The following is a 16,578-nucleotide window of genomic DNA, read 5'->3' as shown; positions in this document are numbered from 1 at the left end:
ATGTCAAGCTGGCACGGCCGAGCGTCCCGCCCGCGCCCGTGCGATGATGGTTTTCATGATCTGCGCCGTGCCGTCACCGATCTGGAAGCCGAGGACGTCGCGCAGCCGTTGCTCCATCGCGCCACGGTCATAGCCGCCATGGCCGTGCATCAGCAGGCATTGGTGGATCACGTCATAGGCGAGTTTCGGCGCCCACCATTTGCACATCGCCGCCTCGGCGCTGTGAGGGAGTCCCTTGTCCTTCAGCCACAGGGCCTGCAGGCAAAGCAGCCGCGCAGCCTCGACCTGGGTGTCGAGATCCGCCAGGGGGTGCGACACGCCCTGGAACGCCGAAAGGGTCTTGCCGAACGCCTGCCGCTGCGCGACATACTGCCAGGTTTCGTCGAGCGCAGCGCGCGCCACCGCCAACACCTGAAGCCCGATCAGCGCGCGCGAGAAGTCGAATCCCTGCATCACCTGGACGAAGCCCTTGTTCTCGTCGCCGAGGCGATGCGAGCCGGGCACGCGCACGTTTTCGAAAAACAGCGATCCGCGTCCGATGGCGCGCTGGCCGTGACAGTCGAACCGCGAGCGCGTGACGCCCGGCAGCTCGAGCGGGATCAGCAATGCGGTCACGCCGTGCGCGCCGGACTCGACCGTGCCGGTCCGGCCGAACACGACGGCCGCATCGGCCTGGTCCGCGGCCGAGATCGAGGTCTTCTCGCCGTTGACGATGTAATCGTCGCCGTCGCGCTCGATCCGCAAACGCAGGTTCGCTGCGTCGGATCCGCCGCGCGGCTCCGTCAGCGCGATGGCGAATAGGGCCTCGCCGGCCATGAGGCGCGTGAGCCAAGGTGTCACGATCTCCGGCTTGCCGTGCTGTGACAGGATCTGTCCGTTCAGTGAGGCCAGCAGATTGACGTAGGACATCGAAAGGTCGGCGCGGGCAATCTCCTCGTGGATGACGCCGGCCGCGAGGGTCGCCATGCCGAGGCCGCCGAACTGCTCCGGCAGCTCGGGCGCGATGAAACCCATCGCGCCCATCTCCTTCATCAGGCCGCGATCGAGAATGCGGGTGCGATCGCGCTCCTGGAATCCGGGAGCAAGCCTGTCCGCCGCGAAGCGGCGCGCCTGGTCGCCGAGCGCAACGAGGTCCTCGTCGAGATACGGATTCATCGGCACGTCCTCCCTGATCTGGTCACGTTCGCATGGCTGCCCCTCGGAGACGTCTCCGAAGGGCAGACGGCACGGCATCGCCAGCAGTGATGCCGCCTGTGCTGCTACTTCACGAACTTCCGGAATTCCGGCTTCCGCTTCTCGGTGAGCGCCTTCACGCCTTCGCGGGATTCCTCTGTGTCGTAATAGAGCTTCAAGGCATACATCCCCATGCCGGCGATGCCGGCCTGGTGCGCCGTGTCCATGTTGAAGGAGCGCTTGGCGATGGCGATGGCGGTGGGGCTGCGCTCACAGAGCTCCTCGCCCCAGGCCTGCACGGTGCCGTCCAGCTCGTCGTGCGGCACGCAGAGGTTTGCCAGGCCCATCGCCTCGGCCTCCTTGCCGGAATAGCGCCGGCACATGTACCAAATTTCCCGCGCCTTCTTCTCCCCGACGACGCGGGCGAGGAAGGCGGTCCCGTAACCAGGATCCACTGAGCCCATCTTGGGGCCGACCTGACCGAAGATGGCCTTCTCGGAGCAGATGGTCATGTCGCAGATCGTCGCCAGCACGTTGCCGCCGCCGATCGCAAAGCCCTGCACGCGCGCGATGACGGGCTTGGGAACGTCACGAATGGCCGTGTGCAGCTCCTCCATCGGCAGGCCGATGGTGCCGCGTCCATCGTAGTTGCCGTCATGCGCCGATTGGTCGCCGCCGGTGCAGAAGGCGCGGTCGCCGGCGCCGGCGAGCACGATGCAGCCGACATCCTTGTCATAGCCCGCCTTGTACAGGGCCTTGATGAGCTCGTCGCAGGTCGTGCCGCGAAAGGCGTTCATCTTGTCCGGCCGGTTGATGATGATCCAGGCGACGCCGTTGCGGATCTCGTAGATCAGATCCTGAAACTGCATGGTGTTTCTCCCGTCCTTGCTGGTTCAGCCGTTCATTGTCAGTCCGCCGGACACGCTGAGCACCTGTCCGGTCACGAATGCCGCGTCATCGCTGGCGAAGAACAGAATGGCGCCTGGCAGATCATCGGGCTGGCCGATGCGGCCGAGCGGGATCGAGCGCGTGAAAGCCTCGACCAGCTTCTCCGGATTCCCTGCACCCTGCTTGTAGTCGGCGAACAGGGCCGTATCCGTCGGTCCCGGGCACACCACGTTCACCGTGATGTTGTGGCGGGAATGCTCGCGCGCGATCGTCTTGGAAAAAGCGACGAGCCCGCCTTTGCAGGCCGCATAGACCGCCTCGCCCGACGAGCCGACACGCGCAGCGTCCGATGCAATGTTGACGATCCGGCCGGATCGGCGGGCCGCCATGCCGGGCAGGACGGCATGGTGCATGTGCAGAGCGCCGGTCAGATTGATCGCGATCAGCCGCTCCCAGTCCTTCGGCTCGGTCTTGGTGAACGGCTTGAAGATATCCCAGCCTGCGTTGTTGATGAGGACATCGATCGGGCCGAGCTTTGCCTCGGCGGCAGCGAGCGCGGCATCAACGCTGGCGCGGTCGGTGATGTCGCAGTGAAAGGCCTCGGCCGTTTGCCCGGCGGCACGTATGCCGGCCGCGACCGCTTCGGCAGCTTCCGGGTTGAGATCGAACACGGCGACCTTTGCACCTTCGGCCGCGAACCGGCGGCATGTCGCGCCCCCGATTCCGCCGCCGCCGCCGGTCACGATGACCGTCCTGCCGTTGAAGCGTGCCATCCTCTCATCCTCCCGTATTCAAATTGCCGGAGTCGCCTTTTTGAGCGATCTTCGCTTGAGCAGCGACTAATTATGCAACATATTGTCGTATCTATCATGCGTCATAGAGGGGCGCAAGTGGAGCATTCATGGAAAATACCCCAGTTTCTTCCCAAGACGCACGGGAGACCAAGATCCAGCTGGCTAACCGATTGTTTTTTCGGCTCTATCAATGCGCTAATATGTTGCATAAAACAGGGTCGCGTGCCGTGCAGGAGGAGGGGCTGACGACGCAGCAATGGGCCGTGCTGGGAGCGCTGTCTCGCCCCAAGGCCCAGAACGGCATGAGCATCGGCGACCTTGCCGAATACCTCATGGTCAGCCGGCAGAACCTCGCGGGGCTCGTCGGCCGCATGGAGCGCGACGGACACGTGACCATTGCCCAGGACGAGCGCGACCGTAGATCACGGCTCGTCATGATGACGGAGACCGGCCGCCATGTCTGGCAGACGCTCGCGCTGCCGAAGATCCATACCTATTACGATCACGTGCTGGCGGATTTTTCCGTCAACGACACGGTGCACGCCCTGCATTATCTGCTGAAGATTCTCGAGAACATGAAGAAGCTGGATGACTGCGACAATCCATCCGAAGACGAACAGACGTGAGGGCAACAAAGGGACCTCTGAGCGGGGTTGCCAACTCATTCGGCTGGCTTGTCGCTATCAACCTGCCTTGTGCTCGCGGGCGTTTGCCAAAAGATGGACCGATCGACTGACGGATTTGTCATCCATGGTGAAGTACATCACCCGTGTGGGCCGATCGGGATGGTGGCTACGGACGCACGCATCGCCGCTGCCTATAATGGATTGGCTCCGTCGATTGCTCGGCCATGCTGGCGTACTGTGGATGGAGGACCGAAGCACGTCTGGCAAGGCGAGCCGGGTTCGCATTCCACACATCCCGGTGCCCTGATCGACCTATAGCTTTGCCCTTGCGAGGGCAGGATGGGTATATCCGCCGAAGTCTATGGCTTGCTGTACTGCCAGATCCCTGAGAGCGGGTTCGGCAGCAGGACATGATCGCGCGCGTTCTAAAGAGCAGATCGAGGCTGAAGATGGTAAAAGGGGCGCGCTGGCCGGGCTGTCGTGAACGGAGTCGCTAGCAAGTATGGACGCGTCTCCGCCATTCGTCTTTCATCCCTGGCGCATCATGATGTATCGCTCGCCGGGGGCAGTCGGTCCCGCGTCCCGGCTTCGCCGTCGCATGCTGACGCTCCTGCGGCTGCCCTCTTGACCGGTCTCGCGATCGCAGTCGGTCCCGCGCCGCAAAGCGGCGCTCCTGCGGCTGCCCTTTCGCGCTCCGCGCCCTGGCGGCTGATCGCCGCGCCTTCTCTTCAAAGAAGATCCCAGGTCAAAAAGGTTGCCAGGAGCAAGCGGCGCCTCGCTTAAGACGGCTTCGATTCCCTTGATCTCTATCGTGAAGGTCGTTCGCGCCGCGGCGATCATTCATTCCGATCTTCGGCCGGACGCACGAGGCTGCGGATCGTGAGCTCGTCGTGTAGATGCCGAAATCTGCCAGGCTCACCTCCGCGATGCTTGGCCGGGCCCGACCACCTTGTGCGCGACCGATCGTCTTGCAGTCCGGCTGTCCGAAGCCGTGCCGCGTGGTTTTCCTTTGGTTCCATCAGCTTCGCGGCAGCGACGCCACAACGCCACCCCATGACTCCACACGAGAGAGCGCTTCGAGTCTCGGACGTGAAAAAGGTTGTCGCCCGGAGCTGTAGGGTTTGGGCGCAAGGGTGCAACTACATCGTCATCCTCAATCTCTGGGCCGGGCGGTTCGGGAACCTGAATGGCAGCGCTTGGTCTTGACCTCGATCGAGAGCTGGATTGCACGGCGCTGTGCATTCCTGCCCGGCGGCGAGAGATCCCGGCCATTCTGCCGCTCACGGAACTCGCACTTGGGTTTGCGGTTCTCAGATACCGATCGTCAGTCCTCTCCGGCGTGGGAATTCGACGCGAGCGTCACGCGCGCTTTGGCATCATCGGCCGTGAGTACTATTCTCGGGATGAAATCTGGACGCGCGTCGGCCACACGAATGCAGGCTAAGAGCTGAGCATGACCGAGCGGTTGCAGCAAAACGCCTTGGATTAGACGCAAGCGCTTCATGGTAGCGGCAAAGACGCGTCGAATTGTCTTCTCAAACAGCTCCGGCTTTGCCGGCATTTCAACACGGACATCTTTCTCACACGCGGGAGCGACAGCTGAAGACGTTTGGAAAGCGGTCTCGTGCCCGGATCTCGACGGGGTCCGTGCGGCTTTTTCAGGTCGACAGGTTGTATTCGCTCCGAACAGGTTCTGACCAATGCCCATTCCGCCGCTCGATCCTGCTGTCGCCGACCTCGCGCCGACTGATTCCGTTCTGACAGCCTATGATGAAGAACATGCTGTGACCTATCTCCGCCTTCTGGATGCAGCATCCGAGGGCGCGGACTGGGAGGAGGTTGCCCGGCTCGTCTTGCACATCGATCCGGTCAACGAACCCCAGCGTGCCCGCCGCGCCTTCGATAGCCATCTGGCGCGGGCGAGGTGGATGTCTGAGAAGGGTTATCATCATTTGCTACGCGGATCGGATCAGACGTAGCTCTGAGCTCCTGAGACTGCGGCAGGCCCGCTTGGCTTGGAAACAAGCCGCGGTCCGTCGCGCGCATGGATTGAACGGGCTTGCGAGATCAGGCAACCGAACTCAAGTTGCGGTAGAAGCGATCGAACATGCGGCGCAGCTTCAGCCAGCTTCGAAGCCGCCTTGCGGCATGCTTGCGGCATGCGCCGCGATCCACGGTCTTGGCCGTCACTCAGATCCTTCTCCAGGCGACTGAGGGCGTGGACAAGAGATCTGCGCGGAAGCCGCACGCGGAGCGTCCCTGGGTCGCGCCTGAGGCATCATCTGGCTGCCGCTTGATTCTGCAGGTGGGTCTGCGAGCTCGCCCAATGGCAGCGGGCGGGCGATCGCTATCCCAGGATTTTCGGAACTGCCCTCGAGCGCGGCATTCAGCATGCCACTGATCGGCCTCCTATGCTCAGCCGCACCGGTCACTGGTGAAAAGACGGCTCGTGGCCGATAGGGGCTGTCACTAAGGCTGCGCCCGCCGCGGCAAAGACGAGTCGCTTCCTTGAGGGGGTGCCGAAATCGCGCCCCTCGATCTCCGGCATCCCCCTTCGCTGCCCTGCGCGTCGATCATGTCCGTCGACGCGCCGAACGACCCGTGAGGGCGCGAACCTGTCCCGGAGGATGCCCGATGCCCGATCAGACAGCCGGTCCGCCGCCGCGCTTTCTTCGTACACCCGAAGCTGCGCGCTATCTTGGTCTGTCCGGCCGCACCCTGGAAAAGCACCGCACCTACGGCACCGGCCCCTTATATCGCAAGATCGGCGGCCGCGTCGTGTACGCGCTCGACGATCTGAAAGCCTGGGCCGATCGCGGTACCAAGACGTCGACGACTGATCCCGGCCAGGGCACCGTTCTGCCGGCGAAGCGACATCCAGGTCTCATTCCCTATGCAGGGCAGGAGCGTCGCGCGTCGCGGGCTGGGCGGGCTTGAACGTGCGAGGCTTGCGCAAATCCGAGCGCGATCAGCTCGATCTGTTTCGCGCGCTGCCTGGCGATCTGGCGCCGCGCGATGCGCAGGATCTGATGGCCTATCCGTTCTTCTCGCTGGCCAAGAGCAAGCGCGTCGCGCCGATCGACTTCCGCGCGGGGCCTGTTGCCATTCGGGTCGAGGCCGTCCCCGAACATGGCATGGCGACGATCTGGGATGCGGATGTTCTGATCTGGGCGGCGTCACAGATCGTCGAGGCTCGCGACGCCGGACTGAAGACGTCGCGCCTGATGGCCGCCACGCCGTATGAGATCCTGACGTTTGTCGGTCGCGGCACCGGCGTGCGTGACTACGACCGTCTGAAGGCAGGACTTGATCGGCTGCAGTCGACGACCGTGCTCACTTCGATTCGTCAGCCGGCCGAGCGGCGGCGGCACCGCTTCTCCTGGATCAACGAGTGGAAGGAGACGGCGGATGCCCATGGCAGGCCGTCCGGATTGCAGCTGATCCTGCCGGACTGGTTCTATTCGGGCGTCATCGATGACGCGCTCGTGCTGACGATTGATCGGGCCTATTTCGCGCTGACGGGCGGGCTGGAGCGCTGGCTGTATCGCCTCGTGCGCAAGCATGGCGGCCATCAGGATGGCGGCTGGAGCTTCGATCTCGGCTATCTGCATGCCAAGTCCGGCAGCCTCTCGCCGCTGAAGCATTTCGCCTACGATCTTCGCGACATCGTCCGCCGCCAGCGCCTGCCGGGCTACCAGCTCGTCCTGACCCGCGATCCAAACGGCACCGAACGGCTGAATTTCGCAGCTGCGGTGACTGACCCGGTCGCAAGGCGTTTCGCCAGGCATCGTTCCTCGGGCGCGGCGGGGGACAAGCTGTGAATTGTCTCGTGCTATCGGGGACCGGAGGACGCGTGCCATCGAGGACCGGATGGTCGTGCCATCGGGGACCGAAATCGGGCTTAAGCCTTTGGTCCGGCGCGTCCTTCCCGCCGTCTAACTTACCTAACCGCAAAATCCTTCGGATTTTGTCTAACGGGCCGGCGCTGTCGGGCGCCGATGCACGCTGGTGTCTCCTGTTACCAAGGGCGGAGGCCGCTCGAGACCCCACGGCCGTTCTCATTGCCGGCCCGCAGCGCCGTCCAGATGTCATCAACCTCAGAGTTTGCCAATGAGCGAGCTGACGCGTGTCCAATTGCTATTGCTGCAGGGAAAGATCGAAAACCGCATACGCTTCGGTCGAACCGTGCAGGAGCTTCGCCTCGACCATTATCGCCGGGAGGTCGCATTCACGCCGGGAAGCGTCTTTGCGTTCGTGCGATGGTCGTCGAACGATTACGGCACGGTGCTGTCGCGGATCAACGTTCTGCAGGCCGTTGGCCCCGGAGAAGCCTGTGCGACCGTGCCCTTCGTCGCTCCGGGAGCGGCGATCCTGCTGCAGGTGTTTGGCTGGCCGAAGGTCGAGCGGGTGCTGCAGCAGATCGACGCGATCGAGGCGCTCGGCATCGATCCGGCGGATGTCGCACCGGATCATTGGTGGCACGTTCAGAACCGCATGGCCGCCGGACAACCGCCGCGTCCCTACACGGATCTGCGCCATCGGGCCTGGCTGCATCGAAGGACGATCATGCCATGACGAAAGGGCTTGCCATTGGCGTCGCGATGCTCGCCGGGGTGTGGCTCGTGACGGAGGTCGGGCGACCAAGGTTGCGTCCGCTGCTCATCTGGAATGTCTCCGGCAGCGTTCCGATGGGCCTCTATCTGGTTCGGCCGGTCCGGCAATGGGTCACCAACGAGATCGTCGTTGTCCTACCCCAAGGCGTGTTGGCCGGATGGCTTGCGGACGAAGGCTACCTGCCCAGGGGCGTACCGATGCTGAAGCGCATTCTTGCTCTTCCCGGCCAGGCCGTTTGTCGTCGCGAGCATGTCATCCTGATCGATGGAGTCGAAGTCGGCATCGCGCAAGAGAGCGACAGACAGGGCCGGCCGCTGCCGGCTTGGCAGGGATGCCGCATCATCGGCGATGCCGAGCTCTTTCTGATGAACAGGCAATCGGATAGCTCGCTGGATGGACGCTATTTCGGTCCGACGGCGACATCGGACGTCATCGGGCGTGCCATTCCCGTGTGGACGAGGCAGCCGTGATGATGCACGCGTTCTGCGCACGACCTGCGAACGTCATGTCGACCTTGATGAGCAACCGCTGCGATCGGAAACGGTCGTCATTGAGGTCGGCACGAGAGGCTTTGAATGACAAAGCCGACGGCTGCGGAATTCGTGACACTATGATGTGGTGCGATGCGTCGGTCCCAATAATGATTGTCCGCCGTGGTCGTCACGGCCGCCGATGCTTCGCTGTTGTTTCCGGCAGGCCGACGCGGGGCGAAAGACCAAGGGCCGAGGCGAGGGTCCAACGCCAGCCGCAAGCTGCCGACGTAAGCGTCCGGCCGCTGCACATACCTCAGGTATTGACATGATAAGCCAGATTCCAGCTCCACGGCAGCAATTCGTCGAGGCGGTTGACAGGGTGTCCGCCGTGGTCGTCACGGCCGCCGATGCTTCGCTGTTGTTTCCGGCAGGCCGACGCGGGGCGAAAGACCAAGGGCCGAGGCGAGGGTCCAACGCCAGCCGCAAGCTGCCGACGTAAGCGTCCGGCCGCTGCACATACCTCAGGTATTGACATGATAAGCCAGATTCCAGCTCCACGGCAGCAATTCGTCGAGGCGGTTGACAGGGTGTCCGTCGATCGTCCGCTGCAGGACGTCCCGCAGATAGGCGTAGGGCTCGACGTCTTTCAGCTTGCACGTCGTGATGAACGAGGAGACGACCGCCCAACGATGTCCGCCACCGTCTCCTCGTCGCTGAAGAAGCGCCGAACCGGCGCCGCCGCCGGATCGCCGATGTCGGCGGCTGTCAAGCGGCGTTCGGGCTGTGAGTTCCTGGCACTAGTGCTAACGGCGGGACGGGCGGAGGGATGAAGATGGGCGCGCCAGTCGATCGTGACCTCGCCCGTGGCCAGTCGGTCGCGCCATTTGCGCAGCGAATGCAGCGACAGCTGCATCGCGGAGGCGCAGGCGCGGAGCTCCATCCCGCTCCAGTTCAGCGCCTCGACACGCATCGACCAGAATGCCTGGGACGCCCGATTGCGCACGTCCGAGGTGACGGTGAACCTGCGCTGCTTCTGCTTTCGGAGCGCCTTTTCTCGCTCTTCCCGGGCGCGCTCGCGGCGCAATTCCGCCTGATACTTCTCGAGCTTAAGCGCAGTCTCGTTGCCGGCCAGCCGCTTCAGCCAACGCCGCAGCGTGTTCTCGGTCAGACGTTGTTGTTGGCAGTATTTGCGGATCCCGAGACCGCTGCGACGCCACGCTTCGATGTGCAGCGACCACCATTCGCGGCGCGCTCTGTTCTCGAAATGTTTGGATCCCATCGGAGAGTCTCCACAGCAGCAGAGAACTCGAAATGGAACGACAACACCCGAGGGGGAAGGTGTGCAGGGACCGGACGCTTACCTGCCGACGGTCGACTGCAAGATAAAAGCGGCTCGCCTGTTGATCAGCAAGCCATTGACATGGCTCGCGTTCAACCGTGCCGTCCGGTCGGAGCGCGTGTCGCGCTGATGCTCTTTCTCAACAACATCAATGCTGCCTTCGGCACTATAGCCTCATTCCTTGCCGCGGGATGCCGCGCATGAGCACCAGAGAGCGCGAATTCCGCATCCGTCCGGGGCGCATACGTCAGGCGCGTGAGAGGAAGGCCAGGAGCTTCATCCATCGCGTCCTGCGCGCGGCGAACGCCGCGGGGCACGTCACACTGCCCTCGGTGATCGACGGACGCCGGCCGGCCCGCACCCATTCGACCTTCGGCCGCGGCCGTCTCGGCTTCAGTCGCGAGCGCCTCTTTGCCTCGGGCCGCCGCGTCACGGTGAAGGCCCGCATCGCAAGGCACAAGGGCCGCGCATTTCGGTCAGCGCCGTTGGCCATGCATCTGACTTATCTCAAGCGGGAGGGGATCACCCGTGACGGCGAGCCGGCAAGAATGTTCGATGCGCGAGGTGATCACGCCGATGAGGCTGCCTTCGACGCGCGAAGCAGGGACGATCGGCATCATTTCCGCTTCATCGTCTCGCCAGAGGACGCAGCCGACATGGTGGATCTCAGAGCGTTCACGAGAGATCTGATGCGGCAGATGGAGGCTGATCTGTCGACGCGTCTCGAGTGGATCGCGGTTGATCATTGGAATACGGATCATCCACACGTTCATGTGCTCGTCCGCGGCGTCGATCAGACGGGCGCAGATCTGGTGATTGCCCGCGACTATATCGGCAGAGGCCTGCGCTCCCGGGCCGAGGAGCTGGTCGCGCTCGAGCTCGGTCCGAAGCCGGAGCATGACATTCGCTGCGTCCTCGAACGAGAGATCACGGCAGACCGCTGGACACGGCTCGATCGTGAAATCCGCGTGGCGTCCGATGAGGTGGGTGCCATCGATCTCCGTCAGCATGAGGCGGGTCGGCCCGATCCCGAGGTCCTCCGCATGATGCGCGGGCGCCTGCAGTATCTGGAGCGTATGGGGCTGGCCGTTGCGGCCGGGCCCAACGAGTGGATGGTCGAGCTTGGTGCCGAGCGACAGCTGCGCGATCTCGGCACGCGTGATGACATCATCAAGACCATGCATCAGGCATTCGCCCGCGGTGGTGAGGAGCGGAGCGCTGCGGACTACGTCATCAATGGCGTCGATAGCTCATCGTCCATCGTGGGCCGGTTGGTCGACCGCGGACTCCATGACGAGCTGACGGGCGAAGCCTATGCGGTGATCGATGGGATCGACGGCCGCGCCCACCACGTTCGCTTCCGCGGGATCGAAGCCTTTGCGCAGGCGCCCCAGCCCGGCGGGATCGTCGAGATCAGGCGTTTCGGCGCTCCGGAGGAGGCGCGGCCGACCCTGGTCATGGCGACGCGCTCGGATCTTGCGCTGGCCGATCAGATCAAGGCCGAGGGGGCGACCTGGCTCGATCATCGGCTCGTCGAGCGCGAGCCTGCCGCTCTCGCGCTGAGCGGATTTGGTGCGGAGGTGAGGGGCGCGCTGCGCAACCGGGCAGAGCATCTCGCCGAACGGGGGATGGCACAGAGACACGGACAGCAGATCGTCCCGCAACGGGATCTTCTGAAGACGCTGCGGCGGCAGGAGCTCGAATCCGTGGGCGCGCGGCTGTCGGTGAGCAACGGCTCGCCGCAGCTGCCGGTCGCGGCCGGCGAACGGATCTCGGGAATCTACCGTCAGCGACTTGTCCTCGCCTCCGGCCGCTTCGCCCTGATCGACAATGGCCTCGGCTTCTACCTCGTGCCGTGGTCGCGCGACATCGATCACCGGCTCGGTCAGAAGGTGACGGGCCTTGCCAAGACCGGCGGCATCGAATGGCAGCTTGGCCGTAAGCGCGATCTCGGTCTTTAGCAGTCGGGAGACACCACATGCCAGCGACCCGAATCCAATGGGCACAGTTGCTCACCGTCCTGCTGATCAACCTGCTTGCGATCTGGTCCGCGACCGAGTGGACTGCCTGGCAGCTTGCCTTTCAACCGCGATTGGGGACGCCGTGGTTCATGCTGGCCGGCTGGCCGGTCTACTTCCCACCGACGTTCTTCTGGTGGTGGTTCATCTACGATGCCTATGCGCCTTCCATCTTTGCCGAAGGTGCGGCTATCGCGGTCAGTGGCAGTCTCGCCTCCATCGCGGTTGCGGTCGGCATGTCGCTCTGGCGGTCACGGGAGGCAAAGGCCGCAGCCACCTACGGGTCGGCGCGTTGGGCCGAACTGGGCGAGGTGCGCAAGGCGGGACTGCTTGGTGAGGACGGCGTGGTCCTGGGACGGCTGGGAGCGCGCTACCTGCGCCATGATGGACCGGAGCATGTGCTCTGTTTTGCTCCGACCCGTTCGGGCAAGGGCGTCGGTCTCGTGGTGCCTTCTCTTCTGACATGGCCCGGATCGGCGATCGTTCACGATATCAAGGGCGAGAATTGGCAGCTCACGGCAGGCTTCCGTGCGCGGCACGGCCGGGTCTTCCTGTTCGACCCGACCAATCCGGATGCCTCGGCCTACAATCCACTGCTCGAGGTCAGGCGAGGGCCCTCCGAGGTGCGCGACGTCCAGAATGTCGCCGACGTGCTGGTGGATCCCGAGGGATCTCTCGACAAGCGCAACCATTGGGAAAAGACCAGCCATTCGCTTCTGGTCGGTGCCATCCTGCACGTTCTCTATGCCGAGCCCGACAAGACCTTGGCCGGTGTTGCCGCGTTCCTCTCCGACCCCCGGCGCACGATCGAGGCGACGTTGATGGCGATGATGGCGACGCATCATCTGGGCGCAGCCGGGCCGCACCCGGTGGTGGCATCGACGGCGCGCGAGCTTCTGAACAAGTCGGAGAATGAGCGCTCCGGGGTGCTATCAACTGCGATGTCGTTCCTCGGTCTCTACCGGGACCCGGTGGTGGCTGCCGCCACAGGGAGATCCGATTGGCGAATTGCCGATCTGGTTGCTGGGGAGGAACCCGCGACGCTGTATCTCGTCGTGCCGCCGTCAGACATCTCACGCACCAAGCCGCTCATTCGCCTCGTTCTGAACCAGATCGGCCGCCGCTTGACCGAGGATCTCAAGGCGAAGCAGCGCCACCATCGTGTGCTGATGATGCTGGACGAGTTTCCTGCCCTGGGCCGGCTCGACTTCTTCGAATCTGCGCTCGCCTTCATGGCCGGATACGGCATCAAGAGCTTCCTGATCGCGCAATCGCTCAATCAGATCGAGAAGGCCTATGGGCAGAACAACGCCATCCTGGACAACTGCCATGTCCGTGTCAGCTTCGCGACCAACGACGAGCGAACCGCCAAGCGCGTCTCGGACGCGCTCGGCACCGCGACCGAGATGCGGGACGTGAAGAATTATGCGGGGCATCGCCTGGCGCCCTGGTTGGGTCACCTCATGGTATCGCGCCAGGAGACGCCGCGTCCGCTTCTGACGCCGGGCGAAGTGATGCAGCTGCCGGCGGCTGAGGAGATCGTGATGGTGGCCGGCGCTCCACCGATCCGCGCCAGAAAGGTGCGCTATTTCGAGGATCAGAGACTGGTCCTGCGCATCCTGCCGCCGCCGGACATCGCCAGGACCGGAGTGTCTGCGGGTGCGGATGACTGGTCATCGCTCGCGCCGCTCGCGCCCTTGCTTGCCGGATCAAACATGACAATGCCCACCGAGACGAGGGACGAGCAGGCCGATGGCGGCTTGCGGCGTGAGCCGGAGCTGCCGCAGCACGAGGCGATTGCGAGCGAAGCCAAAGGCCCAGATCCGGCGGACGAGTTTTCTGTTGTGTTCGATGACGATGATGGGATGCCGCAGCAGGGCCGCTTGCGCGATGCAGGCATCACGGGGATTGCGCGTCAGGCAGCCCTCGACCCGCGTGATGACATGGGCTTGTGAGGACGAGACGATGCGGGATCGAATGAACGTCTACTTCCCGCCGGAGTTGCTGCGGCAGATCGTAGAACTCGCCGATCGCAGGAAACTTTCGCGCTCGGCGATCGTCGAGGCGGCGGTTCAGTCGTTCCTGTCGCCCGATGCGGCTGATCGGCGCGAGGCGGCGCTCACGCGCCGGCTCGACCGGCTGTCGCGGCAGATACAGCGGCTCGAGCGCGATATCGGCATTCTTGCCGAGACGCACGCCTTGTTCGTTCGCTTCTGGCTGACCGTGACGCCCCCGCTGCCGTCCGAAGCGCAGGCCGCAGCGCAGATCAAGGGCCGCGAGCGGTTCGAAGGCTTTGTCGAGGCGCTCGGTCGCCGGCTGCAGAAGGGACAGAGCTTCCTGCGCGAGATCCCGGAGGATTTCGTCAGACCACCGTCGAGCGAGCCCGGCTCCTGAAGCAGAGGAAGCGTCGATCGAGATCGTTCCGGCATGCGGGGGGCGCGTGGAATCTACGCCAGAGTTTCTTTCTTCTCGCTACGCGTCGAAGGTTCGAATCTTGCGCGTGCCAGGCCGGGGAAGCTGACCTAATCGACGGACCAGATGAGGTCCGAGCGATGAAGAACAAAGTCACTCTGCAGCTCTCCAGCGAAATTCTGGCCCGCCTCGCCGGCGCTGCCGAGGAAAGATGCGTGAATCGTGCGATCGTCGTGGAAAAGGCGCTCGAACGGTTTCTGGCCCAGCCGCTGGACGGACCAATGCCGGCGCAAGATCGCCTGCAGAATCTGGAGCAGCAGCTGCAGGCCATTCAGCGCGATATCGCGGTCCTCAACGAGACGGTCGCCCTTCATGCACGCTACCATCTGGCGGTGACGTCGCTGGTGGATCAGGAGGACGCGGGCGCGGCAAGGGGCGGCGATCGCGATTTCGACCAGGCGGCGCGGATTGGTACGATCCAGCAGCTGCAGCGTGACTTGTCGGAAAGGCAGCGACAGACGCGGCCCGATGGTGCTGCGCGAGCCGGTCAAGTGAGCCAGCCATTTTCGACTCAGCTTCGCCGTGCCGAGCCTCCAATGGCCGAGGTGTCCTGGGGCGTGCCTGCCGCCGGGGAGGGCGGCGAGGATCCCTTTCGCCTCCCGCCTCAATCAAGCCGTTGAGCGATCCCGCGAGCACGCCGACCACGGTGGTTCGTTGTCGGCCTATATGTTCGGCCGAAAGGGTACCGAAGGCCGAGACCAAGGCCATCGCGAGATCGCGGGCTGGCGGCTCGCCGTCCTGGTGTTTCTGCCCTTCGCGATGGGCTATTTCCTGTCCTATCTGTTTCGCACCATCAACGGGCTCGTCTCTGCCAGGCTTGCCTCAGAGCTCGGGTTGAGCGCGGCCGACCTTGGTCTGATCACGGCGGCTTACTTCCTGGTCCTTGCGGCTGCCCAGATCCCGGTCGGCATAATGCTCGATCGCTATGGCCCGCGCCGGGTTCAGAGCGCGCTTCTTATCGTTGCGGCGCTGGGCGCTGAAGCCTTCGCAAGGTCGCAGGGGCCGCTCTCTCTGCTCCTCTCACGCGCTCTGATCGGGCTCGGGGTCGCTGCGGCTCTGACCGCGGGCCTGAAAGCCATCGTTTTATGGTTTCCGCGTGAGCGGGTGGCGTTGGTCAACGGCTACATGGTCATGGTCGGGGCGCTTGGCGCCGTCAGCGCGACGGTCCCTGCGGAAGCCATCCTGGTGAAGACCGGATGGCGCGGCCTGTTTGACATCCTGGCGATCGCGACAGCTGCAGCGGCGATCCTGATCTATTGTCTGGTGCCCGAGCGCGAAACGCGGCCCTCGTCCGCGTCGCAGGCGGGCGGCTTGCGGAGCATTCTGCGCGACGTCCGCTTCTGGCGGGTCGCGCCGCTATCCGGAGCCTGCATCGGATCGGCCTGGTCGCTCCAGGGCTTGTGGGCATCCGCGTGGCTGGCCGACGTGGAGGGCATGACACGCACCCAGGTCGTGACGGCGCTGTGCGTGACGGCCCTCATGCTCAGCCTCGGTGCGTGGATGCTCGGCGCGCTGGCCAGCTGGGCGCGTCGCAAAGGAGTAGGTCCAGAACGTCTGCTGGCCTTGATCGCGATGCTCTTCATGGCGGCTCAGCTGGCGCTGGTGTCGCGGCTGCCATTGCCGGCGATCGCGCCATGGCTGATCATCGCAATCGTCGGCGCAGCCACGGTGCTCAGCTTTGCGATCGTCTCGGATTATTTCCCAACGGAGATGGCCGGTCGCGCCAATGGCGCATTGAACGTGGTGCATTTCGGGTGGGGGTTTCTTGCCCAGTACGGGATCGGTGTATTGCTGGCCCAATGGCCGCAATCCAATGGGCACTATCCTGTCATTGCCTATCAGGTTGCGTTTGGAGTGAACCTGGCGCTCCAGCTCGCGGCCTTGATCTGGTTCGCCGCTCCACGCGAACAGAGTCCTCGATCGCCGGAGGCAAGCGGCGGGACGGAGATTGTCGTGGCTGATCTCGTCGCGGCTTCGGGCGAGCGTCAAGCTCTCGCTCGCGAGCCGGTAGGGCATGCCAGGTGGTGAGCCCACGCCGCAGCGCAGCTCGTGACCAAGAGCCGCGATGTCACAACGATCGCCTTCGTCGGTGGCTGTGAGGGGCTGGCTTCACCGGCCGATGATCGGAGCGGGGCCGGCTGCGCGCGCAGCCATCGGGTCGCTCGATCCCAGCAGATGCGC

The 16,578-nt window shown here is 64.1% G+C and carries 16 protein-coding genes and 1 pseudogene; 11 read left to right on the top strand and 6 right to left on the bottom strand.

Going from position 1 to position 16,578, the window contains the following annotated elements:
* Positions 1-3: 3 nt before the first annotated feature.
* From aliB to badH, 3 genes are all read right to left on the bottom strand, one after another.
* Positions 4-1,155, bottom strand: a complete 1,152-nt coding sequence (aliB, locus tag QXZ94_RS23115) for a cyclohexanecarboxyl-CoA dehydrogenase (RefSeq protein ID WP_315722338.1) — start codon at positions 1,153-1,155, stop codon at positions 4-6.
* Between the two features lie 104 nt (positions 1,156-1,259).
* Positions 1,260-2,042 (bottom strand): 2-ketocyclohexanecarboxyl-CoA hydrolase, encoded by a 783-nt coding sequence (gene badI, locus QXZ94_RS23110; protein WP_172131216.1) that lies wholly within the window; start codon positions 2,040-2,042, stop codon positions 1,260-1,262.
* 24 nt (positions 2,043-2,066) lie between these two features.
* Complete coding sequence (gene badH / locus QXZ94_RS23105; RefSeq protein WP_315722337.1) at positions 2,067-2,834, bottom strand: 2-hydroxycyclohexanecarboxyl-CoA dehydrogenase; 768 nt, start codon at positions 2,832-2,834, stop codon at positions 2,067-2,069.
* Between the two features lie 128 nt (positions 2,835-2,962).
* Between badH and QXZ94_RS23100 the strand changes: the two genes are divergently transcribed.
* Both QXZ94_RS23100 and QXZ94_RS23095 read left to right on the top strand, forming a co-directional pair.
* Positions 2,963-3,481 carry a MarR family transcriptional regulator gene (locus tag QXZ94_RS23100; protein ID WP_315722336.1) on the top strand — a complete coding sequence of 173 codons (519 nt, stop codon included), beginning with the start codon at positions 2,963-2,965 and terminating at the stop codon, positions 3,479-3,481.
* 1,700 nt (positions 3,482-5,181) lie between these two features.
* Positions 5,182-5,460, top strand: coding sequence for a DNA -binding domain-containing protein (locus QXZ94_RS23095; protein WP_172111451.1), 279 nt, complete (start codon positions 5,182-5,184; stop codon positions 5,458-5,460).
* Between the two features lie 88 nt (positions 5,461-5,548).
* Here the strand turns inward: QXZ94_RS23095 and QXZ94_RS23090 are convergent, their stop codons facing one another.
* Positions 5,549-5,671: a hypothetical protein gene (locus QXZ94_RS23090; RefSeq protein ID WP_315722335.1), complete on the bottom strand. Its 123-nt coding sequence runs from the start codon at positions 5,669-5,671 to the stop codon at positions 5,549-5,551.
* A 444-nt stretch (positions 5,672-6,115) separates the two neighbouring features.
* Between QXZ94_RS23090 and QXZ94_RS23085 the strand changes: the two genes are divergently transcribed.
* The 4 genes from QXZ94_RS23085 to QXZ94_RS23070 all read left to right on the top strand — a co-directional run bounded on the left by QXZ94_RS23085 (position 6,116) and on the right by QXZ94_RS23070 (position 8,565).
* Complete coding sequence (locus tag QXZ94_RS23085) at positions 6,116-6,418, top strand: helix-turn-helix transcriptional regulator (RefSeq protein WP_172111450.1); 303 nt, start codon at positions 6,116-6,118, stop codon at positions 6,416-6,418.
* 2 nt (positions 6,419-6,420) lie between these two features.
* The gene (locus QXZ94_RS23080) at positions 6,421-7,302 is read left to right on the top strand and encodes a replication initiator protein A (RefSeq protein WP_172111449.1); all 882 of its coding nucleotides are present in this window, start codon (positions 6,421-6,423) and stop codon (positions 7,300-7,302) included.
* Positions 7,303-7,591: 289 nt separating this feature from the next.
* On the top strand, positions 7,592-8,056 hold the full coding sequence (locus QXZ94_RS23075; protein ID WP_315722334.1) for a DUF2840 domain-containing protein: 465 nt from the start codon (positions 7,592-7,594) through the stop codon (positions 8,054-8,056).
* Positions 8,053-8,565: a S26 family signal peptidase gene (locus tag QXZ94_RS23070; protein ID WP_315722333.1), complete on the top strand. Its 513-nt coding sequence runs from the start codon at positions 8,053-8,055 to the stop codon at positions 8,563-8,565. Before QXZ94_RS23075 ends, QXZ94_RS23070 begins: the two co-directional genes overlap by 4 nt.
* A 524-nt stretch (positions 8,566-9,089) precedes the next feature.
* Here QXZ94_RS23070 and QXZ94_RS23065 read toward each other — a convergent pair.
* Positions 9,090-9,272, bottom strand: a pseudogene (locus QXZ94_RS23065) (transposase domain-containing protein); the annotation flags it as partial.
* A complete protein-coding gene (gene tnpA, locus QXZ94_RS23060; protein ID WP_315722332.1) occupies positions 9,215-9,847 on the bottom strand; it encodes an IS66 family insertion sequence element accessory protein TnpA in 633 nt (210 codons plus the stop codon). The pseudogene QXZ94_RS23065 and the gene tnpA, both read right to left, overlap by 58 nt.
* Positions 9,848-10,107: 260 nt before the next feature.
* On the opposite strand from tnpA, the gene QXZ94_RS23055 reads away from it, so the two are divergent.
* From QXZ94_RS23055 to QXZ94_RS23035, 5 genes are all read left to right on the top strand, one after another.
* Positions 10,108-11,868 (top strand): relaxase/mobilization nuclease domain-containing protein, encoded by a 1,761-nt coding sequence (locus tag QXZ94_RS23055; protein WP_315722331.1) that lies wholly within the window; start codon positions 10,108-10,110, stop codon positions 11,866-11,868.
* A 17-nt stretch (positions 11,869-11,885) separates the two neighbouring features.
* Positions 11,886-13,880, top strand: coding sequence for a conjugal transfer protein TraG (locus QXZ94_RS23050; protein ID WP_172111446.1), 1,995 nt, complete (start codon positions 11,886-11,888; stop codon positions 13,878-13,880).
* A 10-nt stretch (positions 13,881-13,890) separates the two neighbouring features.
* Positions 13,891-14,319, top strand: a complete 429-nt coding sequence (locus QXZ94_RS23045) for a CopG family transcriptional regulator (RefSeq protein WP_315722330.1) — start codon at positions 13,891-13,893, stop codon at positions 14,317-14,319.
* A 158-nt stretch (positions 14,320-14,477) separates the two neighbouring features.
* A complete protein-coding gene (locus QXZ94_RS23040) occupies positions 14,478-15,017 on the top strand; it encodes a hypothetical protein (protein ID WP_172131212.1) in 540 nt (179 codons plus the stop codon).
* Positions 15,018-15,063: 46 nt separating this feature from the next.
* Positions 15,064-16,425 (top strand): MFS transporter, encoded by a 1,362-nt coding sequence (locus QXZ94_RS23035; protein ID WP_315726461.1) that lies wholly within the window; start codon positions 15,064-15,066, stop codon positions 16,423-16,425.
* Positions 16,426-16,578 lie beyond the last annotated feature (153 nt).

It is taken from the genome of Bradyrhizobium sp. SZCCHNS2022 (genome assembly GCF_032377575.1).
Classification (GTDB): domain Bacteria; phylum Pseudomonadota; class Alphaproteobacteria; order Rhizobiales; family Xanthobacteraceae; genus Bradyrhizobium; species Bradyrhizobium aeschynomenes.
The sequence above is the reverse complement of the archived record's forward strand: the minus strand, read 5'-3'. Positions and strand labels throughout refer to the sequence as shown.